At 53.2% G+C, this 26038-nt stretch carries 21 protein-coding genes; 16 read left to right on the top strand and 5 right to left on the bottom strand.

Annotated features, from left to right (window positions below):
* Nucleotides 1-154: 154 nt before the first annotated feature.
* Entirely contained in the window at nt 155-448 is a 294-nt protein-coding gene (locus tag JSS75_06320; protein ID MBS1903298.1) for a hypothetical protein, read from the top strand.
* Between the two features lie 96 nt (nt 449-544).
* Here the strand turns inward: JSS75_06320 and JSS75_06315 are convergent, their stop codons facing one another.
* Entirely contained in the window at nt 545-1564 is a 1020-nt protein-coding gene (locus JSS75_06315; protein MBS1903297.1) for a hypothetical protein, read from the bottom strand.
* Nucleotides 1565-1734: 170 nt separating this feature from the next.
* Between JSS75_06315 and JSS75_06310 the strand changes: the two genes are divergently transcribed.
* The 3 genes from JSS75_06310 to JSS75_06300 all read left to right on the top strand — a co-directional run bounded on the left by JSS75_06310 (nt 1735) and on the right by JSS75_06300 (nt 3929).
* A complete protein-coding gene (locus JSS75_06310; GenBank protein MBS1903296.1) occupies nt 1735-2322 on the top strand; it encodes a helix-turn-helix transcriptional regulator in 588 nt (195 codons plus the stop codon).
* 82 nt (nt 2323-2404) lie between these two features.
* Nucleotides 2405-3169: a heavy-metal-associated domain-containing protein gene (locus JSS75_06305; GenBank protein ID MBS1903295.1), complete on the top strand. Its 765-nt coding sequence runs from the start codon at nt 2405-2407 to the stop codon at nt 3167-3169.
* A gap of 91 nt (nt 3170-3260) precedes the next feature.
* Nucleotides 3261-3929, top strand: a complete 669-nt coding sequence (locus JSS75_06300) for a class I SAM-dependent methyltransferase (GenBank protein MBS1903294.1) — start codon at nt 3261-3263, stop codon at nt 3927-3929.
* A 128-nt stretch (nt 3930-4057) separates the two neighbouring features.
* On the opposite strand, the gene glnA is transcribed toward JSS75_06300, so the two are convergent.
* Entirely contained in the window at nt 4058-5395 is a 1338-nt protein-coding gene (glnA, locus tag JSS75_06295) for a type I glutamate--ammonia ligase (GenBank protein MBS1903293.1), read from the bottom strand.
* Nucleotides 5396-5421: 26 nt separating this feature from the next.
* Nucleotides 5422-5928: an Lrp/AsnC family transcriptional regulator gene (locus JSS75_06290; GenBank protein ID MBS1903292.1), complete on the bottom strand. Its 507-nt coding sequence runs from the start codon at nt 5926-5928 to the stop codon at nt 5422-5424.
* A gap of 114 nt (nt 5929-6042) precedes the next feature.
* Here JSS75_06290 and JSS75_06285 point away from each other — a divergent pair, with 114 nt between their 5' ends.
* Genes JSS75_06285 through JSS75_06275 form a run of 3 tightly spaced genes read left to right on the top strand, consistent with a single transcriptional unit; the run spans nt 6043 to nt 9271 of the window.
* The gene (locus JSS75_06285) at nt 6043-7074 is read left to right on the top strand and encodes a PLP-dependent transferase (GenBank protein MBS1903291.1); all 1032 of its coding nucleotides are present in this window, start codon (nt 6043-6045) and stop codon (nt 7072-7074) included.
* A gap of 2 nt (nt 7075-7076) precedes the next feature.
* Nucleotides 7077-7511 carry an acyl-CoA thioesterase gene (locus JSS75_06280; GenBank protein ID MBS1903290.1) on the top strand — a complete coding sequence of 145 codons (435 nt, stop codon included), beginning with the start codon at nt 7077-7079 and terminating at the stop codon, nt 7509-7511.
* 44 nt (nt 7512-7555) lie between these two features.
* Nucleotides 7556-9271 carry a hypothetical protein gene (locus JSS75_06275; protein ID MBS1903289.1) on the top strand — a complete coding sequence of 572 codons (1716 nt, stop codon included), beginning with the start codon at nt 7556-7558 and terminating at the stop codon, nt 9269-9271.
* On the opposite strand, the gene JSS75_06270 is transcribed toward JSS75_06275, so the two are convergent.
* Nucleotides 9168-10580: a phosphoglucomutase/phosphomannomutase family protein gene (locus JSS75_06270; GenBank protein MBS1903288.1), complete on the bottom strand. Its 1413-nt coding sequence runs from the start codon at nt 10578-10580 to the stop codon at nt 9168-9170. The two genes, JSS75_06275 and JSS75_06270, sit on opposite strands and share 104 nt — an antisense overlap.
* Before the next feature lie 50 nt (nt 10581-10630).
* Nucleotides 10631-11941, bottom strand: coding sequence for a phosphopyruvate hydratase (gene eno / locus JSS75_06265; protein MBS1903287.1), 1311 nt, complete (start codon nt 11939-11941; stop codon nt 10631-10633).
* Between the two features lie 127 nt (nt 11942-12068).
* Between eno and JSS75_06260 the strand changes: the two genes are divergently transcribed.
* The 9 genes from JSS75_06260 to JSS75_06220 all read left to right on the top strand — a co-directional run bounded on the left by JSS75_06260 (nt 12069) and on the right by JSS75_06220 (nt 26031).
* Nucleotides 12069-12293, top strand: a complete 225-nt coding sequence (locus tag JSS75_06260; protein MBS1903286.1) for a hypothetical protein — start codon at nt 12069-12071, stop codon at nt 12291-12293.
* Between the two features lie 69 nt (nt 12294-12362).
* Nucleotides 12363-15536, top strand: coding sequence for a glycosyl hydrolase (locus JSS75_06255; GenBank protein ID MBS1903285.1), 3174 nt, complete (start codon nt 12363-12365; stop codon nt 15534-15536).
* Nucleotides 15536-17095 carry a Ppx/GppA family phosphatase gene (locus tag JSS75_06250; protein ID MBS1903284.1) on the top strand — a complete coding sequence of 520 codons (1560 nt, stop codon included), beginning with the start codon at nt 15536-15538 and terminating at the stop codon, nt 17093-17095. Before JSS75_06255 ends, JSS75_06250 begins: the two co-directional genes overlap by 1 nt.
* Before the next feature lie 79 nt (nt 17096-17174).
* Nucleotides 17175-20279, top strand: a complete 3105-nt coding sequence (gene secA, locus JSS75_06245; GenBank protein MBS1903283.1) for a preprotein translocase subunit SecA — start codon at nt 17175-17177, stop codon at nt 20277-20279.
* Between the two features lie 18 nt (nt 20280-20297).
* Nucleotides 20298-21599, top strand: a complete 1302-nt coding sequence (locus JSS75_06240; protein ID MBS1903282.1) for an extracellular solute-binding protein — start codon at nt 20298-20300, stop codon at nt 21597-21599.
* 44 nt (nt 21600-21643) lie between these two features.
* Entirely contained in the window at nt 21644-22549 is a 906-nt protein-coding gene (gene era / locus JSS75_06235; protein ID MBS1903281.1) for a GTPase Era, read from the top strand.
* An 11-nt stretch (nt 22550-22560) separates the two neighbouring features.
* Nucleotides 22561-23814, top strand: a complete 1254-nt coding sequence (locus JSS75_06230) for a DUF1015 domain-containing protein (GenBank protein ID MBS1903280.1) — start codon at nt 22561-22563, stop codon at nt 23812-23814.
* 67 nt (nt 23815-23881) lie between these two features.
* Nucleotides 23882-24790, top strand: a complete 909-nt coding sequence (locus tag JSS75_06225) for an SDR family oxidoreductase (GenBank protein MBS1903279.1) — start codon at nt 23882-23884, stop codon at nt 24788-24790.
* Nucleotides 24787-26031 carry a hypothetical protein gene (locus JSS75_06220; GenBank protein MBS1903278.1) on the top strand — a complete coding sequence of 415 codons (1245 nt, stop codon included), beginning with the start codon at nt 24787-24789 and terminating at the stop codon, nt 26029-26031. The genes JSS75_06225 and JSS75_06220 overlap by 4 nt, the downstream gene beginning before the upstream one ends.
* The last annotated feature ends 7 nt before the right edge of the window (nt 26032-26038 follow it).

The raw sequence follows: 26038 nt of genomic DNA, 5'->3' as shown, positions 1-26038 counted from the left end.
GAGACTTTTCTCATTTTCAGCCGTTCGGCGTTAATGATCCTGCTAAGAAAATATCACGAACGGATAACCTTCGAGGATGAACCTTTGGAATAGGCGAGAGGTTGGGCAAGAGTCCGATCATTTCTCATCAAGAGTAACAAAGGAGGATACACGCATGGTCAATGTCACACTGGTGAAGTGGCAGGAAGGGCCGGATTACTTCCGCTGTACCGTTTCCGACGAACGGCATCGCCACCATACGGTGGAGATACCGCGTTCGATGCTCGCAGTTGAAGCGCCGAACTTCTCGCGCGGCTCAGACGCCGAACACATCGGCATCATTGCTGCGGGTGCTGTATTGCTGGATCTCGACCCCGACAACGACTTCCACAAAGTCGATCGTTCAATGGTCATTCGGGCATACACTGCTGCCAGTGAAGCACAGATCCTCGGCCGGTTCGGAAACTAAGGGTTTCCATCAGCCGAATATCTGAATGCGAACGCCACTGCTCCCGTCTAAGGGAAGCAGTGGCGTTTTGTTATCAGTCTGTAGATATGTGTTCGATTACGGTGCACTCACCGAACGAATATCAAGAGTTTTAGGCAGAGTCTTTGAAGACGATCTCGACGACACTGCAAGGTGCCGTGAGTCCGGACTAAGAACGAAGAAGCTCGGAGATATTCCCAACGACTGGATACGACCAGTCTTTAAATTGAGGATCGACACCTGATAGTTGGTGGAGCTGCGGTACACGACGAACGATGCATCTTGAGCGATCTGCATATTCGAACTGACATCGGCCGAGATGGTGGATATTTGCTTCGTGGCCGAATCGACTCTTGTCACGCCAGCACTAGTACTAAAGAAGAACGTCCCCTGTGCAAAACACACGTTGGCAGGCATCGACCCCGGATCGAACGGACTGTGAGTAAACTCGATCGAATCGAGAATTGCACCTGAGGTATCGCGGATCACAAGATGTTCGAGGTTCAGCGAATTGTGCGATGGATATGCGAATCGTGTCGAAGACAGCCACACACCAATACTACGACTCGGACCAATATCCTCGTCCCAACTTAAGACGGTTCGTGGTGTCGGGCCGCTCACATCAACCACCAGCATCCGAGCTCTTGTATTGTTATACGATGTTGGTCCGAGCAATAAAAGGCGCCTATCGGGGGAAATTGCATACATATAGCCGCCTGCGATGATTGAGGTAGAATCCGACAACGGGAAGTACCGCATGACGAACGGATTTAAACTACCTTGTTGAAATAATAGTGACTGAGGATCGGAGCTGGCTGCGGATTGACTGTAGTACCCAGTTGCAAATGACAGGGAGTCGAACTCTTGAATAAGCGTACCGGTACTATCGTAGATGCCTAAATTGCTCTCATACGACGTGTCAGATTGTGTGCCGGACACAAAGAGCTTAGTCCCATCGGTACTCCAGCAGAGCGTGTTCATCGTCCAACCGGAGTATGGTTTGGGTGGATCAATGATGTATCCGCAGCCGATGGCTGTTGATATCAGGCAGCATAGTAACACCCATCGGACAATCTTCGAAGGATAGAGATGATTCATGAAGTGGATGATCGTAATAATGATGAACTACCGAAGAGCACCGAGTCCGTCGGAATAATTCCTATCGGCGAAGCGGCGATCTTATGCAATAATGGGTGTTGAATACAAGCATTGTGACGAGAAAACAAATGGGCATGTCCAACTGTTAATTTGGAATAGAGCAATTTTACATGCCGTCATCCACCCCCCATACCGTCATATACGTCAAGAATATGGTCTGCGACCGATGTATTCGGGTCGTACGAGAGGAGATAACTCGGCTTGGAGTTCCAATTGCGTCTATTGCACTTGGCGAAGTAACCCTCGAACGCCCCGTACGCAACGACGAGTATGATGCGCTTGCCGAGGCTATGGGTCGCAACGGGTTCGAACTGCTCGAGGACCACCGTTCGCGGCTGATCGAGCAGATCAAACATATTGTGATCGACGCGGTTCGCGATCCAAATCGCGTCCGAGGAAATTTGTCCGATCATATTGCTAAGCAACTCGGCAGGGAGTACACATACCTGAGCGCACTCTTCTCGGCAACTGAGAATATCACGATCGAACAATACGCGATCCTGCAGCGGGTGGAATATGTAAAAGAGCTGATCGTATATGATGAACTTACGCTCGCTGCGATAGCTCGGAAGGTCGGGTATAGCAGTACGGCGCATCTCTCGAACCAGTTCAAGAAGGTCACCGGGCTCACGCCATCATACTTTAAGATCCTCAAAGGCGAAAAACGAACGGCAATCGATGCGGTGACTCAGCCATAAAATCCTGTAACTGTTCGTGGTAACTGTGTAATACGCTTCCGAGTAGGATGAATCGAGAATAGATATATTCACGATTCATTCCATGACACATACATATTCCATAACTGGCATGCATTGCGGCTCATGTGCCGCCCGCGTACAGAAGGCGGTCGAAACGCTGGAGGACGTCGAACGCGCTGATGTAACACAAGATCCACCTCGTGCGACGATCACGATGCGCCGTCATATAGATACCGAACGTCTCAATGAGGCTCTGAGCACGGCCGGTGCGTATCGCTTGACAGAAGAGGGGAGCCATTCGGCGGTGCACCAGGCACCTGCGACAATGCCAATTAACATCGACTTTCCACAAGCGGAGACACCGGCCGGACTTCGTGCATACTATCCACTCGGACTTGTGCTCGGCTATATCATTGGAATAGTTCTGTTGCAGCAGGTAGTACGCGGATACTCGGCCGAGCGTCTCATGAGTGACTTCATGGGCGGATTCTTTCTGTCCTTCTCGTTCTTCAAACTGCTCGATCTTCGTGGGTTTGCGGCATCATATTCGTCGTACGATATCATTACCAAACGCTGGCTCGGATTTGGGTATATCTATCCATTCATCGAACTTGGCTTTGGAATCGGCTTCCTGTTCTTTCCGCAAACACTGTGGCTCTATTCAGCCTCGCTTGCGGTGATGTCGGTGAGTATCGTCGGAGTCATCGAGTCGGTGACGAACAAACGTACGATCAAATGTGCGTGTCTCGGGACAGTGTTCAACCTACCGATGGGAACGATCACAATTCTCGAAGATGGGCTTATGATCGTGATGTCGGTGGCGATGATCGCGATGCGACTGCTCTGAGCAGTGAGTAGGTCAACGATTAATGCCCGAACTCCACGCTTATGATATGCGGAGTTCGGGTGTCCGTTAGGAGTACACAAACACTACTCCTATGCTCCTCGAACTGGATCGTCCGCTGGCCCACACACGATACGAATTTCAATTGCAACTTGCGAATCCGATCAATGTGCATCGCCTTGAATTCGATATGGTACCCGAATATGCGCGGGTGCTTGATGTCGGATGCCATACCGGTATTCTCGGTGAGGCGCTCGCACAGCATAAACAGGCGCACGTCATCGGTATCGATGCAGATTCCGTAGCGCTGGCGCAGGCAGCGAAACGGTTGGCAGGCGTTGCGCTCGTCGATCTTTGGCAGCCGGGTTGGGAAGCAGAGGTCGAGGCAATGGGCTGGACGCGGTTCGACACGATCATCTTCGGCGATGTTCTCGAACACACACCACACCCCGATCGTGTGCTACGTGCAGCCCGTACATTGCTTGCACCCCGCGGAAATATTATCGTAAGTCTGCCGAATATTGCGTATTGGCGCATACGGCTCGGACTCCTGCGGGGTAATTTCGACTACACCGACTCCGGTATTCTCGATCGAACACACCTAAAGTTCTTTACGGCAAGCAGCGCTCGCACACTGATTGAAGAAGCCGGCTATCGTATTACACGTCATGAGATCAGCGGGTTTACACTTCCGCCTGCTCTCATCCGTTGTTTCCCACGGCTGCTTGGGTTTCAAAATGTGTTCGAGGCCGTTATAACATAACTCTAAGACAGCTTCTCTGAGGTGTACATTACTCTATAAAAGGAGAGATGTACTGTGTCCAACATCAGGAAATAAAAAGCCCCTCCTCGTCGAAACGAACAGGGGCTTGAAATGAGGCTAAGAAACGATCAATACTGTTCGAGGTAGCGATCGAGCTCCCACTGGGTGACGGACATGCGGAAGCTGTCCCACTCGGCGGTCTTCGCTTCGATGAGCTTCTCGACGCAGAATTCGCCGAGTGCTGCACGGATGACCTTGTCGTTTCTGAGTTCGTCAAGGGCTTCCATGAGGTTCTTCGCAACGGTGGTGATTCCACGAGCGGCAGCGGCCTCGTCGGTGAATTCGAAAATATTCTCTTCGACCGGTGCCGGTACCTTCATCTTCTTCTCGATGCCGTCGAGACCGGCAGCGAGCATCACCGCGAATGCGAGGTATGGGTTCGCAGCCGGATCCGGGCAACGGAGCTCGGCGCGCACTGCCTTTTCGCGGCCGGCAGTGATGCGCGGGATGCGGATGAGTGCCGAACGGTTACGCTGACCCCATGCAACATACACCGGTGCTTCGTAGCCGACGACGAGGCGCTTGTACGAGTTCACCGTCGGGTTCAGGATAGCATTCATCGCGCGGATGTGCACGAGCTGTCCGGCGATGTACTGCTTTGCGATGTCAGAAAGTTGGTACGTACCCTTCGGATCGTGGAAGAGGTTCTTCTTGCCGTCCTTCGAGAAGAACGACTGGTGAACGTGCATGCCCGAGCCATTGATGCCACCGATCGGCTTCGGCATGAACGTACAATGCAAGCCATGCTGTGCGGCAATGGACTTGAGGGTGTACTTCATGACCATGACGATGTCGGCACAACGCAGGGCACCGTCGTACTTGAAGTCGATCTCGTGCTGACCAATGGCGACTTCGTGGTGCAACGCTTCGACATCGATGCCGAACTCGTGCAACGCAAACGTCATTTCCTTGCGGATCTCGGTGCCGAGGTCGGTGGCCTGGTCGAAGTAGCCGGCGGTATCGTGCGGCATCGGCTGCAACGATCCGTCTTCGCCCTTCTTGAACAAGAAGAACTCAAGCTCCGGGCCGGTATTGAACACATACCCTGCTTTGTCGGCACGGGCGAGCTGACGCTTCAGAATCCCACGCGGATCACCTTCGAACGGGCTGCCGTCCGGCATGAACACGTCGGCGATAATGAGCGCCGTGACGCCGCGGGTGTTCTTCGTCCAGGGCACCACTTTGAAGGTGTCGAGGTCGAGTTTGAGGTACATATCCGACTCCGAGATGCGGGCGAAGCCTTCGACCGACGAGCCGTCGAACCATACGTTGGAATCGATGGCGTCGGAAAGCTTCGAAGCCGGAATCGTGATGCCCTTCATGATACCGAGGATATCGGTAAAGAGCACATTAATGAATTCGACTTTATTCTGCTTTGCAAGAGCAAGTACTTGTTGTTTCGTCATTGGTCAGAAGTGGTGTTTGGTGAAAATTATTTGTGTTTAGTCTTGAGTTCTTCGATCGGGAGCGCAGTCGTCTCTTTCGGAGACGAAAGCACGATATTGGTCCGGGTCTGTTTGACGCCTTTCCAGGATTGGATCTCGGACAGGAGTTGCTCGAGCGTCGATGTATTCCACGTCCGGATTTTTAACAAATGGGATCCGTCGCCGGTGATGGCATGGACCTCCAAAATTTCGGGATGCTTCGCCGCATGCTCAAGGAAGTTCTGGTACAACGTGCTCGATTCGACGGTCACGAAAATGAAGGCGGCAACATCGAGCCCGAGGCGTTTGGGGTCGAGAACGGCACGGTATTCTTTAATGATACCGCGTTCTTCTTCGAGCTTTCGGAGCCGTTCACTGATCGCCGGCAGCGAGAGGCCGATCTCCTCGGCGAGCTCGTTGCGCTTGCGGCGTCCGTACTTTTGCAGTGCAATGACCAGATCGAGGTCGATCTCGTCCAGTCCCAAATGGGACGGAGCAGGGGTCGGTCGCTCGATTCGTTTCGGATTTGCCACTGGTTGCCTACGGTTGATTAGTAACGCAGTGCAAATATACGACAAAACTAATTAAGGTTTCTAAAAACCATTACTTTAATAAATAAGGTAACCACTATGATCGACCTGCGGTCCGATACCGTGACCAAACCCTCGGAAGCAATGCGCTTTGCTATGGCGAACGCGTCGGTGGGCGACGATGTATTTTCCGAAGATCCGACGGTGCAGCTTCTGGAGGCAGAGGCGGCCGCTATCGTGGGGAAAGAAGCGGCCTTGTATTGCCCCACGGGTTGCATGACGAACCAGTTGGCGCTGAAGGTGCATACGACCGAAGGAGACGAGGTGATTGTCGAGGAAGATTCCCATATCTACAATTACGAGACAACAGCGGCAAGCTTTCTTTCGCGTATTCAGCTTCATCCCGTCAAAGCGCAGGACAAGGGGATCCTGAGTGCGGGCGAAGTAGCCTCGGCAGTTCGCGACAAGGCATACTATATGCCTGTCACTCGTCTGATTGCCCTGGAGAATACGCATAACCGAGCCGGAGGCACCATCTATCCGATGGAGCGCATCGCCGAAATCTCGCATGTTGCCAGGGAGAAGGGGATCGGCATGCATCTTGACGGAGCGCGGTTATGGAATGCATGTGCTGCCATAGGCCACGAACCGATCGAGTATGCTGCTCATTTCGATACGGTTTCTATCTGTTTTTCGAAAGGCCTCGGTGCGCCGGTCGGCAGTGCGATCTGTGGGACACGAGAGCATATCGAGAAAGCACGACGCTTCCGCAAGATGTGGGGTGGCGGAATGCGGCAGGTTGGTATCATTGCAGCCGGAGCGCTGTTCGCGCTGCGCAATAATCGTACCAGGGTTGCCGAAGATAATGCGCATGCGAGATCCTTTGCGGAGTATATCGCGAAACATGCAACGTCCGTGCATATCGATCTTGATTCGGTACAGAGCAACATCGTCCTGATGCAACCGCTGGATGTTAGCGTTTCAATGGACGACCACATTGCAGAACTTGAGAAACGCGGCGTACGACTCTCGCACGGAAAACCAGGGACGCTTCGTGCCGTTACACATCTCGATGTTTCTTCGATCGACTGTGCATCGGCAGCGCAAGTCATCGCTGAGTATTTTTCGTAACGATGGATACACAGTACAGAGAATCTGACTACTCCTATTCGACACGATATCGGGTTCGCTCGCACGAATGCGATCGGCAGGGGGTAGTCCATAACTCGCGGTATCTGGAAATGCTGGAAGTCGCTCGGATTGAATTCTGTCGTGACGTGGCCGGTATTCCGATGGATCACGGGACCTTCGCGCAGCACCATAAGTTTTTCTTTGTCCGGAATGCGCTCAATTATTTCTCGCCGGCGCAATTCGACGATGAACTCGTGATCTATACAAGAGTGTCGAATCTCGGCAAGACGAGCATTGCACTCGAGCAGATCATGAATCTGGAATCTTCTGGCAGACGAATCCTCGAGTGTGAATCCGTCATGGTTTCAGTCGATGAGACGACAGACCGACCGAAGGAACTTGATGCGACACTTCGCTCCCGATTATTGCAGCAGTGAGTGCCGAATCATCATACCGTGGATACCTTCGATTGGTGCAAATGGTGCTGATCGTTTCCGCGTTGATGATGCTGGGCCTCCTTTTGTTCTATCCGATTCTAGGTTCCGATGGGTGGATCCATTTGAATTGGCTTCGACAATTCGGTGATCTTTTCGCGGAAGGACATTGGTATCCGCGATGGATGCCGGATTCGTTTGCAGGCTTCGGATCGCCGGCATTCTACTACTACCCACCATTGCCATATTGGGTAGGAGGAATCGTATCGTTGATCGGAGTTGCAACGGAGGCGAACCGTTTCACCGTGGTGAGCGTACTGTTCTTATTGGTCTCGAGTATTAGTAGTTATCTGTTGTTACGAGCGGTCTCGTCATCGAGAATGGCTGCGGGCTTTGGGGCTCTCTTCTACTGTGTATTCCCATACCGGTGTGCGGATTTGTTCCTGAGGAATGCGCTCGGTGAGCATGCGGCGTTCGCATTCGTGCCGATTGTGCTCCTCTCACTCTATACGCTCCAACATGGGAATACGGACAGGCAGAGTATGCTGCGGGCTGCACTCTGGTCGGCGATCGGGTGGTCCGGGCTGTTGCTCTCTAATGTTCCTGCAACGATCGTTCTACTGTATGTGACGCTCATTTATTGGATCGTTGGGAAAGTCTGGGTAGGTGAGCGCCGGTGGCTACTATTGTCGCAGATTGCTGGGATGCTGCTTGCATTGGCAGTGAGTGCAGTGTATGTGATGCCTGTATCCGATTTGAAGGATGCGATCTCAACACAGGCAATGGGTGGAGTGAACCTGGCGATCGAAGCAAATCATTCGACCGGATATGCACTCCTCGATTCGATGGTGAGCCAGAAGATCAAGACTCTCTATGTGCTACTCGATGCTTTGCTGATTGTGACGATAGGTTTTGTCTACGTCCGACGTTCCACGTTGCGGGATACGCTAAACAGTTTTGACCGTGCAACTCAATTCGCACTCATCGTTGCAATTGCAGTTCAAGTACCGTACGTGCTGTATCCGATCTGGAAGATACTTCCATTCATGGATATTGTACAGTTTACGTGGCGGTGGGATGTCTGGATCACAATGGGTCTTTCGATATTGATCGTACGCATATTCGAATCGAAGATGAATATGCAATTTGCTGCAGTAGGCGTTGTGTTAATGCTTGTCTTAAGCGCAGGAGCACTATGGATCTTCTCACGTAATGCAACCGATCAATCCATTGGTTTTGCGCCTATTGCCGATGCGACAATGGATGCACCGGAGTACTTGCCAGAAGTGGTCGCAGACAAACCCGAGGCTGCGATGCGATTCTTTGCCAAACACACAAACGATCGGGAGATCCGTATTACAAGAGGCTCCACTTCGATCGGCCGGATCGAGCGTGGGGCGACGACTACAACATTCGAAGTGGACCAGACAAGCGCCTCGGCAGACTTACTCTTCGATCATGCGTATTTCCCGACGTGGCATTTGAAGGACGACCGTGGAGTCGAGTATCCTGTTCGGTCGGATTCACTCGGGCGCATCGTAGCCACCATCACAGAAGGGAAGCGGAGTTACCAACTTCGGATCGTCAAACAGAACTCCGAAAGAGTTGGGGCGTGGATATCCGCTTTCGGATTGATCGCCCTGGTCGGCCTTGGAGCCGCTACAGCGCTTTCGCGAAGGCGAGCAGCTTCTTCACCATCGCCGGCGACGACGACTCTGCATAGTACCGAAGCAGAGGCTCGGTACCCGAAGAGCGGATCATGAGCCAACTGCCGTCGGCAAGCTCGAATTTGTATCCGTCAGTCGTGATCGTATTGGTGACCTGCTTACCAGCGATTGTCTTGAACCCCGTGGAGGCTTTCTTCAGTACCTTCTTTTTCCGCGCGTCGGTTGTATGGAAATCGAATCGGTCGTAGGAATGGACGCCGTAGTCTTTTTCAAGGTCTTCGACAAGCTCGGCCAACGACTGTTCGTAGTACGCGCAGATTTCGGCGAGCAACAAGCCGTTGAAAAGACCGTCACGCTCGGGAATATGTACAGAGGGAATACCGATTCCACCGGACTCCTCTCCGCCAATTAGTACGCCGCCTTTGAGCATGTATTCGGTGATGTACTTGAATCCGACCGGCGTTCGGACCACGTCGAGGCGATAGCGCTCACACATACGATCGATCATCGAGGTGACCGATAGGCTGACGACGACTTTCCCTCGTTTGCGCTTTACTTCTACAAGGTACTTTAGCAAGAGGCACAAGATCATCTGCGATGAAAAGAACGTGCCGTTCTCGTCGATGGCACCGATGCGGTCTGCATCTCCATCGGTGACGAGGCCGAGAGTAAAGCCTCCCTCGACGACGAACTGTGCAAACTCTTTCGTATTCTGCGGCAGGGGCTCGGGCGGAGTGCCGCCAAAACCTGGATTGCGGACATTATGCAGAATAGAAACTTCCGGCATAAGACGCTCAAGTGTTTCTATCCCGGCGCCATACATTGGGTCGTAGGCTAAGCCAAGCCCCGAGCGTTCGATGCGATCGATGTTCACAAGCTTCGCAAGCTTCTTGATGTACATCGTTCGCGCATCGAGTTCGGAGATCTTTCCCTTGTGCTCGAGCTCGGCAAGTGCGGGGAGTGTGTCGAGGACGTCGACGATATTCACCGACTTGATCACTTTCGCACATTCGTCCTCGATCTTTGCAATAGCCGATGGAAGTGCAGCGCCGCCGTACGACCCTTTAATCTTGTAGCCGTTATATTTGGCCGGATTATGTGAGGCTGTAATCATTACGCCACCGGCAAGTTTCTTCTCGACGATTGCAAGCGACGTCGCAGGTGTTGCACAAATATCGGATGAAAGATAGACTTTCAAGCCGGTCGAAGCAATCACTCTGGCAGCAAGTTCTGCGAACTCACGGGAGAGAAAGCGCGCATCATAGCCAATAAAGATACCGGCTTTGCTATTCGGCTGCGATTTGAAATAGCGAGCGGTTGCGAGCGATACACGGGCAACATTCTCGAATGTATACCCTTCGGCAATGACGTCGCGCCATCCGTCGGTCCCAAACTTGATCGGCATGTATGCAGTCGTTTATCGTGAGTGAATCGGCTGTGGGTAATGGTCTACAATTATTTCTTTTTCTTCGAGGCGTACGAGTACTTCACGCTTAGTGCGTTTGCACCGGCGTATGCTGCCGCACCCGATAGCTCTTCTTCGATGCGAATGAGCTGATTGTACTTCGCGATACGGTCGGTACGCGAGGCAGAGCCCGTCTTTATCTGTCCGGCATTGAGGGCTACCGAGATATCCGCGATCGTACTGTCCTCGGTCTCGCCCGAACGATGGCTGATGACCGCGGAGTACCCCGCACGCTGGGCCATAGCAACGGTATCGAATGTCTCGGTGAGAGTCCCAATCTGGTTAACCTTGACGAGGATCGAATTAGCCACGCCTTGTTCGATACCTTTTGAAAGAAATTCGACATTCGTAACGAACAGATCGTCACCGACTAACTGAACCGTATCACCGATGGCATCGGTGAGCGCCTTCCATCCCTGCCAGTCGTTTTCTGCCATTCCGTCTTCAATGCTGGCGATGGGGTACTGACGCACCAAGTCCTCATACAGCTTGATCATTTGATCGCGCGTGAGAGTCTTTTTCGTGGACTTATAGAGTTCGTACTTCCCGTTGCGCCACATTTCGCTCGATGCGCAATCAAGACCGAGGAGCATATCGACGCCAGGCTTATATCCTGCAGAAACGATCGCTTCGAGTATATACTCGAGTGTCTGGTCGATGGAGCTGAGATTCGGAGCGAAGCCTCCTTCGTCACCGACGTTGGTGTTGAGTCCTTTCTTCTTGAGCACCGATTTCAACGAGTGGAAGGTCTCGGTCCCCATTCGCAGCGCCTCGGCAAAATTCTTTGCTTTTGCGGGGAGGATCATGAATTCCTGAAAGTCGAGAGAGTTGTCGGCGTGCACTCCACCGTTGATGATATTCATCATTGGCATCGGGAGCACGTGAGTATTCGTGCCGCCGAGGTAACGATAGAGTTCGATCCCGAGTGATTCGGCTGCTGCCTTTGCGACGGCCATCGAGACACCGAGGATGGCATTGGCGCCAAGCTTTGATTTATTCTTCGTTCCGTCGAGTTCGCAAAGGAGTTCGTCGATCATCCGCTGTTCGGTCGCGACTTCTCCGCGGAGTGCATCGGCGATCGTGGAATTGACATTCTGCACCGCCTTGCGAACGCCTTTGCCGCCGTATCGCTTCTTGTCGCCGTCGCGAAGCTCGACGGCTTCGTGCTCGCCGGTCGAAGCGCCGCTCGGAACGGCTGCGCGGCCGAACGAACCGTCTTCAAGTACACAATCAACTTCTACGGTCGGGTTGCCGCGGGAATCGAGGATCTCGCGGGCGTAAAGTTCAAGAATTGCTGGCATCGGATCGAATCGTAAAGAGAATAATAATGGTGCAAAGTTACGAAGCGGGGTAACCCGGATAGCCAATTGACGTAAATTTGTACTATGATCGAGCGGATTTCTATCGTGCGCACGATCGGTAACCGCAATGGGATTCTTGCTCGATATTTTCGTACTGTTCTTCCTATACCTGATTGTCTTCAGGCGGATCATCGAGCCCTTTATGGAAGGGTACCGGGGTGAAATGAAGGTCTATAATCAACGAAAGAATACCCCTGTTGTCAAGAAATCATCGGCGACATTGCATCCGACAGAGATCGAAGAATCCACCAAGCCGACGATTATCGACGCCGAGTTTACGGAGCTGAACTAACCTCCTCGCCGCACGAACGACAACGCTCCGGTATATTTGTAGCCTGAATACATTCCAGGAGCGGATCACTTGAAGAACTTCATCGTGCGATCGTTGCTACTTGCCGGATTGCTTGCAAGCGGCACAGTCTCAGCCAAACAGGTAAGCGAACGGTATCCTCACTCGCTCTTTTCCGCCATGAAGTGGCGGAATATCGGCCCGTTTCGAGGCGGTCGATGCTTGAGTGTCTGCGGCGTCAAAGAGAAACCGATGCTCTATTACATGGGAGCAACGGGCGGTGGCGTCTGGCGTACCGAAGATGCCGGTAATACGTGGTATCCTATTTCCGATACGACGTTTCATAGCAGCTCGGTCGGTGCGCTGGCCGTCGCGCCGAGCGATCCGAATGTCATCTATGTCGGGATGGGCGAAGCGGCGATTCGCAATACGATTTCGCTTGGCGATGGGATGTACAAGTCGACCGATGCCGGAAAGACCTGGAAGCATATCGGGCTCGATAAATCGTACTCCATCGCCCGCATCATCGTCCACCCCACAAATCCGAATATTGCGTTCGTTGCGGTCATGGGCCAGATCTTTGGCAAGAACCCCGAACGCGGGCTCTATCGCACCACCGACGGCGGCTCGTCATGGCAGCTTGTCCTTAGCCACAGCGATAGTACCGGTGCGGTTGATGTCGAATTCGATCCATCGAATTCCATGACGATGTACGCGTCTCTTTGGACGGCCAACCGGACAGCATGGTCTCTCACGAGCGGTGGGGATGGGTCCGGTCTCTATAAATCGGTCGATGGCGGATCGACGTGGTTCTCGCTCTCGAAGAATCCGGGCATGCCGAAGGGGATGCTTGGCAAGATATGCATTGCCGTCTCGCCTGCGAATCCGGATCGTGTATTTGCCATGATAGAAAATGAGCATGGGGGGCTGTTCCGAAGCGATGACGGAGGAAAGAAATGGCAGCAACTCGACACGAACAATAACCTCACGCAGCGCCCGTGGTATTTCAGCGGTGTGTTTTGCGACCCGAAGGACCAGAATCTGGTCTATGTCATGAATGTAGAGTTCTGGCGTTCGACGAACGGCGGCCAGTCGTTCACCGTCATCGGACAGGAACACGGAGATAACCATGATATGTGGATCAACCCGAACGATCCGAATAATTTCATCATCGGTGAAGATGGCAGTGCTGCAATCACGTTCAACGCCGCAAAAACGTGGAATAAAGGATCGGCGGGATTTTCGACCGCACAGTTCTATCATGTCAATCTCGATAATGATTTCCCGTACAATATCTACGGTGCACAGCAGGATTGGGGATCGATACGGATTGCCAGCCGTACAACAGGCGGCGATATCGGTCGCGATCAGTGGTATGGGGTAGCCGGCGGAGAGGCCGGATACATCGTGCCGGATCCTACGAATCCCGACATTACGTATGGCGGCGAATACGATGGGCAATTGAGCAAGTACACGAAGTCCACCGACCAATACCAAATGATCTCCCCATACCCCGAGTCTGGTCTTGGCGACGGTTCATGCATGAAGAAATATCGTTTTCAGTGGACGTACCCGATCGCATTCTCGCCGTTCGATCCGAAGACGATGTATGTTACCTCTCAATTCGTACACAAGACCACGAATTCCGGATATACGTGGGAGATCATTAGTCCCGACCTGACGCGCATGCTGCCGGAAACGATGTGTTCGAGCGGTGGGCCGATCACCAAGGACAACACCGGGGCCGAGACGTACCCTGACATTTTCGCATTTGCGCCTTCGCCCGTAAAACAAGGCGTGCTGTGGGCCGGGACGGACGATGGGTTAGTGCACGTCACAACAGACGAAGGAAAACACTGGTCAAAAGTGACCCCAAAAGGTTTGCCGCAATGGGCAATTATTTCGATCATCGAGCCATCGCATTACGATGCATCGACGTGTTACTTGGCTGCTCATCGGTATAAATGGGATGATCGCCACCCGTATCTGTTCAAAACGACCGACATGGGCCAGACATGGACGCAGATCACCGACGGGATCGAAGATGGTTCGTTTACCCGGTGCATTCGAGAAGATCCACATAAGCGAGGCATCCTCTACTGTGGGACGGAACGGGGAGTGTATATCTCGTTCAATGACGGTGCTTCCTGGCAATCGCTTCGATTGAACATGCCGATCACTCCGGTGCACGACATACAAGTGCAGGCTCGGGATAACGATCTCGTGATCGCGACGCACGGCCGCTCGTTCTGGATCCTGGACGACATAACATCGTTGTATCAGCTATCAGACTCGGTGGCACATTCGCCAGCCTATCTGTTTGCTCCACGTCAGACTGTCCGTATGGAAGGATACGGCGGAGATACTGCAATCACATCCGGTCAAAATGCACCAAACGGTGCAATCATCCGCTATTATTTCAATAAGAAACAGACGAGCGAGATTGAACTCCGATTCCTCACCGATAAGGGGGATACGATCATCAGCTATTCAAGCACCAGGGACAAGAAGCATGAGCCGATCAAGATTCGTAAGGAGTTCTATCAGGATCCCGATATCAAACGGCCCGGCATTCTGCGAGCCGATTCGGGGATGAACCAGTTCGTTTGGGATCTGCGCTATCCCGACGCAGAAGAGGCCGAGCCCGGGATGGTACTTCAGGGCTCCCTTACCGGCCCCAAATGCGCTCCGGGGAAATATGTCGTACAACTTCTGCGGGGTGACACCGTTCTTGGATCGAAAGACTTCGAGGTATTTGAATATCCCAAGGTCAAAGTAACGCAAAGCGACCTCGACGTTCAACTCAAGCTGGCACTCCAGATCCGTGACACGATCACTGCTATTCACCGTGCCATAAAGCAACTACGCAAAACTCGCGGGGCTGTCGAGGGATTTCTTGGAAGCATCAGCGACTCGAATGCCGCGAAACCACTTAAGGCAATTGCAAAGCCGCTTCTCGATTCGCTTAAAATGGTCGAAGACGAACTTGTTCAGGTTCGGATCAAGGCAGGGGAGGATGCGCTACGGTTTCCGGTAAAGCTCAATGATAAATTCTCGATGCTCTTTGACGTCGTCAAAAGTGCCGACGCCCGTCCGACCGACCAGGATTATGAGGTGTTCGAAGACCTGGGCTTCGACGTAGACAAGCAACTTGCAATCCTGCGAGCCGTAGAGAAGTACTCGGTGCCACAATTTAATGCGATGGCAGAGAAGTTGAGAAAACCAGTGATCGAGATCTCAAACTGATGCGACTTGCGGCGATAGATCTGGGGACAAACTCCTTTCACCTCGTGATTGCGGACACGAAGCCGAATGGCTCGTTCCGTATAGTTTCGAGTGACAAAGAGATGGTCCGTCTCGGCGAAAGTGGGGCCGACATGAAATATCTGACCCCGGAGGCGATGAAACGGGGTATGGATGCGCTTCGTCGGTTCAAGACCGTCCTTGATACTCGAAAAGTGAAGGCCGTCCGGGCGATAGCCACGAGTGCCATCCGCGAGGCGGAGAATCAGGATGACTTCATCCGAAAGGTGAAGTCAGTACTTGGGATCAACATCGAGGTCGTTTCCGGATTTGAAGAAGGGCGTTTGGTCTATTTAGGAGTGCTCCAAGCCCTGCCGTTGTATGCAAAGAAGACTCTGGTTTTCGATATCGGAGGTGGCTCTACGGAGTACGTATTGGGAGAACGAGGTAGCCCCAAGTTTATAGTAAGTCATAAACTTGGAGCAATACGTCTCACGAAACACTTTAATCTCTCAGATCGTCCTTCTCCGCGGGAGGTCTCAGCAGCCCGAAGGCATATCGTTGGTGAACTGGCACAGACTGCGAAGGAGATCGAGAAACGGGGATTCGCCGTTGCAGCAGTCTCGAGCGGGACGGCGCTCTCTGTTGCCAGCATGGTTGCTGCGCTACGAGGTGGTCAAAGCGGCAAATCAGGAGCACTTCGGCTCAACAGCTTTACAATGGATATTGCCGAAGTGCGGGAGGTTGTTTCTTTGCTTTTGGCATGTTCGACGACCCAACAGCGTCGGAAAATACCCGGCCTTGACGAGAAGCGAGCGGATATCATTCTCGGCGGTGCGCTGATCCTTGAACAATCGATGGAGCTGCTTGGCGCAAGTGAAGTAATGACCAGTACTTATGCGCTTCGTGAGGGCGTGCTGTATGACCATCTTCGCCATCACCGATTTAATGATGGGACTGCCCACCGAAAGATTATAGATGTTCGGGAACAGAGTGTCCGGCATCTTGCCGAACTCTGTCATTATGACGCGGAGCATTCCAATCATGTCGCCGAGCTTGCGCTCTCGATCTTCGATCAGACCAAACGGCTCCACGGCATGGGCACCGAAGCCAGAGAGTTCTTATACTATGCCTCTCTCCTCCATGATGTTGGATACCACATCTCACACTCCGAACACCACCTCCATAGCTACTATATTATTAGCCATTCCGACTTACTTGGCTTCACCAACGAAGAGATTCAGGTCATCGCAAATGTGGCCCGTTACCATCGTAAATCGCATCCGAAGCTAAAACATGAGGGGTTTGTCCAGTTGCAGCGAGACGAACATCGCGAACTGGTTCGTCGTCTCGCAGCCATTTTGCGTATTGCAGAAGGCCTGGACCGCGGAAACCTGGGGCTTGTTCGGGGCGTAGACACTCGAATTGGCTCGAACAAGGTTGAAATATCCCTCAAATTGCGCCGGGAGATGGGCCGGGACGCTTCGCTTGAAATATGGGGAGCAGAGCGGAAGAAAACCTTGTTTGAGGAAGTCTTCGGGCGAGAAGTCCGATTTTCATAACCGAATCACCACGTAAGGAAGTGGCGGGGAGTCTCCGGTTCACGGAAATTCCTGCCGGACGCTCTTTACCAGTAGAATCATGCTCAAATTACTACAAAAAGTTTTCGGATCGAAGAACGAAAAGGATGTGAAGAGCCTCCTTCCGATCGTCGACCAGATTAACGAGGAGTACGCCAAGTTGTCCTCGCTTTCGGATAGCGAACTCCAGGCCAAGACGACCGAATTCCGCGCCCGTATTCAGGAGGCCACCGGAGCCATCGAGCGCGAGCTCACCGAGCTTCGCGAACAGCTGAAGCTCGATCTTCCGCACGAAGAGCGCCTCAGCGTCATGGAGCGTATCGATGCGCTTGAGAAAGATCTCGATGCCGAGATTGCCGCGATGCTTGACGACTTGTTGCCAGAGGCCTTCGCTGTCGTGAAGGATGCTTGTCGCCGCCATGTTGGCAAGAGCTGGACTGCTGCCGGACAGAACGTCACGTGGGATATGATCCCGTACGACGTGCAGTTGATCGGCGGCATCGTGCTGCATCAAGGAAAGATCGCCGAAATGGCGACCGGTGAAGGAAAGACCTTGGTTGCGACCTTGCCGCTCTACCTCAATGCGCTCGCCGGTCGAGGCGTGCACCTTGTGACGGTCAACGATTACCTTGCGCAGCGCGACTCCGAATGGATGGGGCAGATTTTCCAATTCCTCGGTCTGACGATCGGCAAGATTCTGCAGTCGATGCAGCCGTGGGAGCGCAAGAAAGAATATTCCTGCGATATCACCTACGGTACAAACAACGAGTTCGGCTTCGATTATTTGCGTGACAACATGGTGACGCAGGTCGAGGATATGGTACAGCGTCCGCACAACTTCGCCATCGTGGACGAAGTCGATAGCGTATTGATCGACGAGGCTCGTACGCCGCTTATTATTTCCGGTCCGGTGGAGTCGGGCGACCATAAGTTCGACGAGATGAAACCGATGGTCGAACGCCTGGTGAATGCGCAAAAGGCGCTGGTCGCGAAATTCGTAGCCGAAGCGGAAGAAGGATTGAAGTCGACCGATGCCGAACGGCGGAAGGAAGCAGGAATGCAGCTTGTTCGTGCCCAGCATGGCATGCCGAAGAACAAGCGCTTGATGAAGCTGCTTGGCGACGGCGATACCATGCGACTCATGCAGCAAACAGAGCTGGAGTACATGCGCGACAATAGCCGCAACATGCACATTGTCGATGACGAATTGTTCTTCATCGTCGAAGAAAAGAACCACCAAATCGACCTGACCGAAAAGGGCCGCGATTACCTCGCCGGTGGTGGTGCGGATCGCGATCTATTCATCCTTCCGGATATTGCGACCGAACTGTCGATGATGGAGCATGGCGATTTGTCGCCGCTCGATAAACAAGCGAAGAAGGACGAACTGACTCGTGTCTATGCAGACCGTTCGGATCGCTTGCATACGATCTCGCAGTTGCTGCGTGCGTACTGTCTCTACGAGAAAGACGTAGAGTACGTCGTGCAGGACGGGAAGGTGATGATTGTCGATGAGTTCACGGGCCGCATTTTGCCGGGCCGTCGCTACTCCGAAGGGCTGCATCAGGCTATCGAGGCAAAAGAAAGTGTGGTTGTCGAACGCGATACACAGACGCTCGCGACCGTCACCCTGCAGAACTACTTCCGTTTGTATAAGAAACTCGCGGGTATGACCGGTACGGCAGAAACGGAAGCCGGCGAGTTCATCGAGATTTATAAGCTTGATGTGGTCGTCATCCCGACCAACCGACCGATCTCCCGCGATGACCGAAACGACAACGTCTATCGTTCGCGCCGTGAAAAGTACAATGCGATCATCGAGGAGGTCCAGCAAATGCGCAATGCCGGGCGACCGGTGCTTGTCGGCACGACAAGCGTCGAAGTCTCCGAGACGCTCTCGCGCATGCTCAAGCGACTGAACGTCCCACACAATGTGCTCAATGCAAAGCAGCACGCCCGTGAAGCCGAGATTGTACAGGGCGCTGGCCACAAGGGAGCCGTAACCATTGCCACAAACATGGCAGGCCGCGGTACCGATATTAAACTCGGTGCCGGCGTCAAAGAAGCGGGCGGATTGCACATCCTGGGCACCGAACGTCATGAAGCACGTCGTATCGATCGCCAGCTTCGCGGTCGTGCGGGTCGTCAGGGCGATCCCGGTTCGTCGCAGTTCTACATCTCGCTTGAGGACGACCTCATGCGCCTCTTCGGATCCGAGCGCATCTCCGGCATTATGTCGAAGATGGGCATGAAAGAAGGGGAAGTGATCAACCATTCGATGATCACCAAATCAGTCGAGCGTGCGCAGAAGAAGGTGGAAGAGAATAACTTCGCTATTCGAAAGCGCTTGTTGGAGTACGATAATGTGATGAACTCGCAGCGCGAGGTCATCTATGACCGCCGCCGTCATGCGCTCTATGGTCAACGCCTCAAAGATGAGATCCTCGAGATGATCGAACAGGCGGTTGGTGAGATCGTGGTCGCTCACTTCGACCAAGGTCAGTATGACGAAATCCATGACGAAGTACTCACCAAGTACATGACGGACGTGCCGGTTGACCGCGAGGCATGGGCTAAGATGGGAGCACACGGACTCGAAGAATTATTGATCGAAGAGATCAAAGGCTTCTATAACCGGAAGGAAGAGCAACTCGGCCACGATCTCATGGCTGCTCTCGAGCGCTTCGCGACACTGCAGGTCATCGATGAGAAGTGGAGAGATCACCTGCGCGAGATGGACGAGCTCAAAGAGGGAATCGGCCTTCGCGCGTATGGTCAGAAGGACCCGCTCATCGAGTACAAGCAAGAAGGCTATCGTATGTTCACCGAGATGCTCACACTCATCCGTGACGGCGTCATCGACATGGTCTTTAAGCTCTATCCGACCGAGCCGCAAGGTGGCCAGCCCGCCGCGCAACGTATCGCACCGCCCAAACCGGCAGCGACACGGAGAATGGTTGCAGTAAAGCAGGATTATCATTCGACGGTCTCTGCAATGCCACAAAGCGCGACGGTATCGGGCGGGCCGGAAATGCCGCCTCCGCCGCCACAACAATCGGCTGCACCGAAGGCACCAATCCGTGTCGGTCCGAAGGTCGGGCGAAACGATCCGTGCCCGTGTGGTAGTGGGAAGAAATATAAAAACTGCCACGGCGTCGAAGCCTAATACGCTTCTATCGCACGAATGAATACCCTGCGGATCGTGATTCGTTGTCTTTCCCGACTGCCGTTTGCAGCTCGGGCAGCCAAGGAGTCACGATCCGTTGTTGTTGTATGGATGCTGCTTCTTGGTCTGCTCTCATCCTGCGATCGGGGTATCGAACCCGGTGTGCTGCGTTTCTCACACTTTTGGTCGGAGCCCGGTCAACGTGCCGTCATGGATTCGGTTATTACCCAGTTCACTACCGAACATCCTGACATCAAGGTCGAAGTATCAGAACTCAGTTGGGGGGATGGTAAAACGAAGTTGATGATCAACTTCAACGCCCGTACTGCGCCGGATGTGATCGAGTTCGGGAGCGATTGGGTGCCGGAGTTTTCTTCGAGCGGAGTATTAGAGGATATCTCAACGGCCGACTCGCTGCAACGGCGTATCCTTGCAACACCTCCATACGCACGAGTCTGCGGAGCATGGAACGGTCGGTATTTTGCCGTTCCGTGGTTCGTAGACACGAGAGTGTTGTTCGTGAATCGGGATCTTCTGGTTCGCGGCGTAGATTCTGACTACCTGGATAATCTCCCGCTGTTCAAATCGTGGGACCAAATGATCCAAATGGCAAAAACTGTTCAAGAGCGGACCGGGGCGAGCGGAATCGGGGTGAACGGGTCTGATGCTCATCGGCTCTATAAAAAGATCCTGCCGCAGTTTTGGTCAAATGGCGGGGATATTATCGATTCAAACGGCAAGCCATGCTTCGCTTCCGCGAAGAATATCGAAGCCCTCACGTTTTATGTGAAACAGCTCGATGCAGGAGTGTTGGAATCACAAAAGAATCTCGACGATCTGTTCAAGCGCGGGAAACTCGCGATCCTATTTAGTGGCGCATGGCTGCTGAAGCCGTTGAAGAACGCAGCGTTTCATTGGTATTGTACACCTTTCCCCGGACCCGACGGCAAGGATGGTGTTAGCTTTGCCGGTGGTGAGTATTTAGCGGTCAATTCGAGCAGTCAAATGAAACCACAAGCGAAAGAACTTGTCGCATTTCTGACCCGCCCGGATATCGAGTTGCGTTTGGCGAAGGCATTTAATATCTTCCCGGCGGATACGCTCATGCAACGCGATAGCTTTTACTACAAACGCGATCAAGGAGACGTATTCATACGACAGCTTCGAACAGCAAAAATGACGCCGGTACATCCGAAGTGGCTGGAGATCGAAGCGATCTTGGAAGACGAAGTTGCGCAGGCACTCTACAAGACGAAGACGCCTGCCGAAGCGTTACAGAGTTGCGACGCAAGAGTTGCGTCGATGTTGAAAGAGCCCTAAACGGCGGCGACCGATCATGATCGGTCGGATCATCTCACACGACTATGGAATCGGAATTCAGATCAGGATATTGCGCGATTGTCGGCATCCCGAATGCGGGAAAGTCGACTCTACTCAATACAATACTCGAGACGAAACTCTCGATCATCTCCGCAAAGCCTCAGACAACTCGAAAACGTGTACTCGGTATCTTTTCATCCGACACTGCACAGATTATCTTCCTCGATACCCCCGGCATCATGCCACGGCCGTCGACGCTGCATCATAAGGCATTGCTCGAAGAGGTCAAGCGATCGTTCGATGATGCAGATGTGATCGTCGTACTTGCCGAAGCAAATCGATCGCCCGAACGTGCGCTTCCGGAACAGTGGCAGAAATACCTCGACCTCGCAGGCGACAAACCCATGATCCTTGCGCTGTCGAAAATAGATCTGGTGAAAGACCGCGATCAACTCCTGCCGCTGGTACAGCAGTATGCGGACATGAAGCGATTCGCGGAGATATTTCCATTCTCGTCAAAGAGCAAACACAATATCCGCAACTTCGCGCCGCTGATCACACAATATCTGCCGAAGGGAGTGCCTTTCTATGATCCTGAGCAGCTCAGCGATCAGAACGAGCGCTTCTTTGTCTCCGAATTCATTCGCGAATGTATCTTCAAGCAATTCCGAGACGAGATTCCGTATTCGACCGAAGTGATTATCGAAGAATACGCCGAGCGCGAGAAGGGGAAGTGGCTCATCCGTGCGCAGATACTCGTCGAGCGTGATTCGCAGAAGTCCATCCTGATCGGTAAAGGCGGCGAAGCGTTGAAACAGCTCGGACAATATTCGCGCCGGGCGATCGAGGAATTCATCGGCCATCCGGTGTTTCTCGAGCTCCACGTCAAGTCGCGCTCGGATTGGCGAAACGATAAGACCGCACTCTCTGAATTTGGTTATCAAGTTTGATCTGCACTACTATGAATCAGTTCGATCCGTTTATCGGCACACGCTATAATAGCTCGAAGGTACGAATGGCAAATGTGGTGTCGCCACCGTACGATGTTATCTCGACCGAACAGCGCGATGCCTTTTATGAGCTCGATGCGCATAACGTGATCCGCCTCGAGCTCAACCGCGATGACGATCCGTATGCCAGTGCGAAGAGATTCTTCGATACGTGGAAGCAAGAAGGGGTACTCGTCACCGAAGATGCTCCGGCGTACTACGTGTACTACCAGACATTCTCCACTCCGACCGGTGAGCAGGTAACCCGTCGTGGAGTGCTTGGTAGGCTAACGGTGAAGCCATACTCGGAGGGCAACGTTCTTCCTCACGAGCGAACCTTACCCAAAGCCAAGAAGGACCGCTTTGCTTTACTGGAGACCACCGGTACGCAGTTCAGCCCCATTTTCGGACTCATCGACGATTCCGCGCTCGTCTTCGACCACACCGTCGATGGCGTTACCGCAATGCCGCCCCTTGCTGACGTTGACGAAGTGCTGCCGACGGGTGCGCATGTTCGACACACCTTGTGGAAGCTGACCGATCCGCCGCTCGTAACGCGTCTGCAGAAGCTCATTGCATCGAAGCAGATCGTGATTGCCGACGGGCATCACCGCTATGAGACGGCTGTCGCATTCGCCGAGACACACCATGGTCTTCCCGGCGCCGACGGCATCATGATCTTCCTTTCGAACCTGCGCGGGGAAGGGACGATCATACTTCCGACGCACCGTGTGCTGCATTCACTTGCGTCGTTCGACCAGTATTCGTTTCTCGCGAACATTGAGAAGCAGTTCGAGCTGAAGACGTTCGAACATCGGGATACTGCGCTCGCCGCATTCGAGCTGCTGCCGTCGGCACTCACGCTGATCGGTTTCCCGGACGAACCGTATTGGGTTGTGGTCAGTGAGCGAAGCGAGCCAACGGGAACGGCACTCGAGCGACTCGCGGTGTATCGCCTCCACGAGCGCATTCTCAAGCCAATTGCCGGGCTTACGCAAGAACAGATCGACGCGAAGTCGAACCTTTGGTATCCACATACGGTAGACGAACTCGAAGCGATGACTTCGCAGAATGCCTACAATGCTGCGTTTCTATTGAAGTCTGTGAACGCAGACGAGATGATGGACGTGACGAAAGAGGGCGCATACATGCCTCAGAAGTCGACCTATTTCTATCCAAAATTGCTTTCGGGGTTGGTATTTCAGGAGTTGTCGGCACAGCGGTAATCCGGGTGTCTCGCAACCGAGCCCCTGTTGCTCGTGTTTAGTAACTTCTACATTCTTTCAATATCGTATGGCTGAACGTTCCTACGGTTTACTTTCCGGGAAGACGGGCGTGATTTTTGGGCCGCTCGACGAATCGAGCATTGGCTGGCATATTGCGACGGCAGCGTATCGTGAGGGTGCGAAGCTCGCAATCAGCAACGTGGCTCTGGCTCTGCGCATCGGCAAACCGCAAGAGCTTGCCACAATGTGCGGAAATGCACCACTCATCCCGTGCGACGCCTCCAATCAAGAGGAGATCGATACATGCTGGAAGCAGGTAAAGGAGCAGTTCGGCAAGGTAGACTTCTTTGTCCATTCGGTCGGCATGTCGACAAACATTCGAAAGGGGATGTCATACGATAAGCTCAATTACGATTGGTATCAAAAGACACTGGATGTATCGGCTCTGTCGCTTCACCGCCTTATCAGCGGTGCCCTTGCCAACGATGTGCTCAACGATTATGCCAGCATTCTCGGCATCACGCACATGGCTGCGCAGCGTCCGTTCACGACATACACCGATATGGCCGAAGCAAAAGCAGTGCTCGAATCGATCGCCCGCAACTACGGCTCGCGCCTGGGGGATCGGAAAATTCGTGTGAACACCGTCTCGCAGTCTCCGACCTGGACCCGCGCAGGAAGCGGTATTGTAGATTTCGACAAAATGTACTATTATGCAGACCTGCTCGCTCCACTCGGGAATGCATCGGCGGAAGAATGCGGCGACTACTGTGTGACGCTTCTGAGCGACCTCACGCGCAAAGTCACGATGCAGAACTTGTATCACGACGGCGGATTTGCCCTGATGGGGCTCTCGCAGTCGATGTTGCATTTGCTCGATGGCACTCTTGACGATCCCGAAAAGATGCGCGCCGCTGGCTTTAGTGCGGAACAGATCGAGCGGATCCAGATCAAGCGCAACGAGAACAAGGCGTGAAGTATACGGTACTGATCGTCTGCTCGCTACTGCTCAGTGCCCCGGCGCTGGGTCAGAAGCGTTCGGCTCATCCGAAACAAGGACGTATAGCATCCACGACGGATTCGGTTGCCGTAAAGATAGCGCAGTTGCAAAAGACCGGACGTTGGAAGTATCCGATTACTGACATGTGGGATGATGCGCTGGCTCATGCACAGAAGTCGCACAAGCCGGTGATTGTCTTCAACGTCGATTTCGCCGATTCTGCCAGTGTCGGGTTTCGTAACCGAATCCTCCGTGATCCAGAGGTACTGGTCTATCTCTTCGAGCATTTCGAATGCGCCATTAACGACTTTTCGGTCGACCCGCCGCCGTCTGTCGGTTTCGATAGTCTTCGGAATCTCGGTCATCGGTTGGACGGACTTGAGAAAGGCTATGGCATTGGCGTGCGGCCGACAGCGATCCTCCTTCGCCCGGATTCGAGCGAGATCGAGCGCATTGCATATCCGAATCTCTTAACGGGGGATCAGTTCATTGCACGAGTCACAGAGTATATGCATGGGGTCGGCACGGTAGAACGGTTGCGCCAGCGTTTCTGGAGCGATACGACCAACTTTGCCGCACGCAAATTGTATCTCGACCGACTATCGGAGCGATCGGAGTACGATAGCGTGGTGTACCAACTTGGAGTGATTGCCCAAATGCGCGATCACTTGACAGAAGCTCGCGAGGCCGCGAAACAATACGCCTATCTGCGGATGAATGTCGAAGGACAAACGCAGTTTGTACGGACGTGGATCGCTTCGCTCGGCAAGTCCGATCAGGATAGCCAGGACGCATTACAGGGACTTCGTGACCTTCTCGAATTTTACCAGATGCGCAAGAAGATCGACAGTATCGCCGTGTGCTACGATCGAATCTTCGCGTTCACCGGAGTCCGGGATCCCGAGACGCTCAACAATTACGCTTGGGATCTTGCCACCCACAGCAAACGCTGGGAGGAGGCATTGAAGCTTGTGGACGAAGCGATCGCTGCAAAACCAACCTCTGCCGATTTTTACGATACCCGCGCACTTGCGCACTGGTCGCTCAAACAGTATGACGCTGCTGTGCATGATGCGCAGGATGCACTCGCTCATGCAAAGGGAAAGGACGATAAATCCTATTTCAAAGAGCGGCTCCAATTTTATAAAGCACAGTTGAAACAGTCCAAAGAACCGAAACCGGCAGAACCCTCTTCCGGAAGCGGCGACGGAAATTAATTCGATC

Source organism: Bacteroidota bacterium (assembly GCA_018266755.1).
In the GTDB taxonomy this organism is placed as follows: domain Bacteria; phylum Bacteroidota; class Ignavibacteria; order Palsa-1295; family Palsa-1295; genus JAFDZW01.
This window is presented reverse-complemented; position numbering and strand designations above follow the sequence as displayed.

Coding starts and splice junctions, on each gene's coding strand:
- JSS75_06320 (MBS1903298.1), top strand. CDS start 155: ATGGTCAATGTCACACTGGTGAAGTGGCAGGAAGGGCCGGATTACTTC.
- JSS75_06285 (MBS1903291.1), top strand. CDS start 6,043: ATGATCGACCTGCGGTCCGATACCGTGACCAAACCCTCGGAAGCAATG.
- glnA (MBS1903293.1), bottom strand. CDS start 5,395: ATGACGAAACAACAAGTACTTGCTCTTGCAAAGCAGAATAAAGTCGAA.
- JSS75_06250 (MBS1903284.1), top strand. CDS start 15,536: ATGCGACTTGCGGCGATAGATCTGGGGACAAACTCCTTTCACCTCGTG.
- JSS75_06270 (MBS1903288.1), bottom strand. CDS start 10,580: ATGCCGATCAAGTTTGGGACCGACGGATGGCGCGACGTCATTGCCGAA.
- eno (MBS1903287.1), bottom strand. CDS start 11,941: ATGCCAGCAATTCTTGAACTTTACGCCCGCGAGATCCTCGATTCCCGC.
- JSS75_06260 (MBS1903286.1), top strand. CDS start 12,069: ATGGGATTCTTGCTCGATATTTTCGTACTGTTCTTCCTATACCTGATT.
- JSS75_06305 (MBS1903295.1), top strand. CDS start 2,405: ATGACACATACATATTCCATAACTGGCATGCATTGCGGCTCATGTGCC.
- JSS75_06225 (MBS1903279.1), top strand. CDS start 23,882: ATGGCTGAACGTTCCTACGGTTTACTTTCCGGGAAGACGGGCGTGATT.
- JSS75_06280 (MBS1903290.1), top strand. CDS start 7,077: ATGGATACACAGTACAGAGAATCTGACTACTCCTATTCGACACGATAT.
- JSS75_06310 (MBS1903296.1), top strand. CDS start 1,735: ATGCCGTCATCCACCCCCCATACCGTCATATACGTCAAGAATATGGTC.
- JSS75_06230 (MBS1903280.1), top strand. CDS start 22,561: ATGAATCAGTTCGATCCGTTTATCGGCACACGCTATAATAGCTCGAAG.
- era (MBS1903281.1), top strand. CDS start 21,644: ATGGAATCGGAATTCAGATCAGGATATTGCGCGATTGTCGGCATCCCG.
- secA (MBS1903283.1), top strand. CDS start 17,175: ATGCTCAAATTACTACAAAAAGTTTTCGGATCGAAGAACGAAAAGGAT.
- JSS75_06300 (MBS1903294.1), top strand. CDS start 3,261: ATGCTCCTCGAACTGGATCGTCCGCTGGCCCACACACGATACGAATTT.
- JSS75_06240 (MBS1903282.1), top strand. CDS start 20,298: ATGAATACCCTGCGGATCGTGATTCGTTGTCTTTCCCGACTGCCGTTT.
- JSS75_06315 (MBS1903297.1), bottom strand. CDS start 1,564: ATGAATCATCTCTATCCTTCGAAGATTGTCCGATGGGTGTTACTATGC.